2 protein-coding genes are annotated in these 1971 nt (G+C 71.7%); one reads left to right on the top strand and one right to left on the bottom strand.

Annotation, left to right across the window (positions count from 1 at the left end; genetic code table 11):
• On the bottom strand, positions 1-1421 hold a 1421-nt coding region (locus tag C1J00_RS42640), incomplete at its 3' end, for a cytochrome P450 (RefSeq protein ID WP_146046402.1).
• A gap of 152 nt (positions 1422-1573) precedes the next feature.
• Here C1J00_RS42640 and C1J00_RS42635 point away from each other — a divergent pair.
• On the top strand, positions 1574-1971 hold a 398-nt coding region (locus C1J00_RS42635; RefSeq protein ID WP_146046401.1), incomplete at its 3' end, for a PAS domain S-box protein.

The following is a 1971-nucleotide window of genomic DNA, read 5'->3' as shown; positions in this document are numbered from 1 at the left end:
GCTCCGGGCAGCGGGGTGTGGACGCGGTCGGCGCAGGTGCGCGGCGCGAGCGCGAGGGTGAAGCCCTCGGGCTTGAGGGTGAGGGTCTCCTTGACCGTGAGCCGGTAGTCGGCGTGGTCGCGCAGCCGGTAGCGGTGGACGAGCATGGCCAGCAGCATGGTCGCCTCGTGCAGCGCGAACTGGCGCCCGATGCAGGCACGCTCACCGGTGCCGAACGGCTTGAAGGCGTGCACCGGCCGCCCGGCCTCCGCCTCGGGCGTGAAGCGGGAGGGGTCGAACAGCTCGGGGTTGTCGCCCCACGCGGGCTGCCGGTGCAGCATCGGCGTGAGGACCAGGGCGGACTGTCCGGCGCGCAGCGGGACGCGTCCGCCGAGCAGGGTGTCCTCGCGGGCCTGCCGTGAGAAGACGGCGGCCGTGGGCCAGAGCCGCAGGGCCTCGTTGAGCACCTGGCGGGTGTAGGTGAGCCTGCCGACCTCGTCGTACGTGGGCTCGGGGTCCGCCTGGTCGCCCCACAGCGCGTCGGCCTCGCGCTGCACCAACTGGAGGGCGGTGGGGTGCTTGGCGAGGTAGTACAGCGCGAAGGACATGGCGCCGGAGGTGGTCTCGTGGCCGGCGATCAGGAACGTGATGACCTGGTTGCGGATGTTGGCGGTGTCGAGTGTGGTGCCGTCGGCGGGGTGCTCGGCGGTGAGCATCAGGCCGAGCAGATCGTCGGCGTCGCTCTGGTCGGTGCCGGTGCGCGCGGCGATGACGTCGTCGACGACCCGGGCGAGGTAGGCGGAGTCGTCGCGGAAGGCTGCGTCCTGCGCCGAGTGGTCCTGGCCGGGGACACGCGCCAGGCGGGTCATGCTCCACTCCAGGCAGCGGACCATCGACTCGACGAAGGGGTGCGGCTCGGCCCGCTCGAAGGAGCCGAAGTCGTAGCCGAACCCGGCGAGTCCGATGGTGTCGAGCGTCATGCGGGTCATGTCGTCGGGGACGTTCACCGGCCGTCCGGCGCCGGCGTCGCGGTCCCAGGACGCGATGAGCCGGCGGGCCACCTTCAGCATCACGGGGTGGTAGGTGCGCATCGAGCCCAGCGCGAAGGCGGGCATCAGGATGTCGTGCGCCTTCGCCCAGTTGGGTTCGTCGTTGTACGCCGTGAACAGGCCGTCGGCGGCGAACTCCCGGACGTTCTCCAGACCCGGCCCGATGTGCTTGGCGAAGCGCTGCTCGTCCGCGAGGTCGGCCACGAGGTCCAGGTCGCCCACGAACAGCGTGTCCCGCCCGTACAGCCGCCGCACGAACACGGGCCCGTGCTCGCGCATCAGGTCCATGGCCTGCTGGACGGGCGCACCGCCGGGTCCGGTGGCGGAGATGTCGGCGACGGGGACGCCGGGAAGGGTGTCTGTGATCGGTGGAGTCTGTCCGGTGGGGGGCATGACGCGGCAACTGCCTTTCGCGCTACGGAAGTACTGCGCTCCAGCGTGATCCACCCGGCCCGGCGGACGATGCCGCTGCCCTACATGATTTTGTAGTGCAAGCAGATGCGCCGCTCTTGCGCGGGAGCGGCCCGGCATGGCAGGAGGCATGCGTGGACCGGGTTCGGCAGGAGGCCGTGACGTGGCGCAACCGCGCGCTGCTGCTGTTCGACCGGGTCGCGATGCCGGTCGCGGTGTGCGACGTGTACGGGGCGGTGCTGCTGGCCAATCCGGCCATGGCCGCGGAGTGCGGTACGACGCCGGGGCGGCTGCGCGGCCGTGACGTGCTCGATCTGTTCAGCCCGCGGGAGGCCACACAGGTGGAGCGCATCGCGCAGGCCCTGCGCCTGCGCCACCGCTCGCGCTACCAGGTAGCGGTGCGCTGGCAGACCCCAGGCGAGGTGGAGCGCTACGGCGAACTGACAGCAGATCCGGTCAGCGACACGGTGGAGGACACCCCCGCGCTGCTGGTGATGCTCCGGGTGGACGCCGAACGCGCCCCCTCCCCCGC

Origin of the sequence: Streptomyces cahuitamycinicus, from assembly GCF_002891435.1 — a bacterium.
In the GTDB taxonomy this organism is placed as follows: Bacteria; Actinomycetota; Actinomycetes; order Streptomycetales; family Streptomycetaceae; genus Streptomyces; species Streptomyces cahuitamycinicus.
The sequence above is the reverse complement of the archived record's forward strand: the minus strand, read 5'-3'. Positions and strand labels throughout refer to the sequence as shown.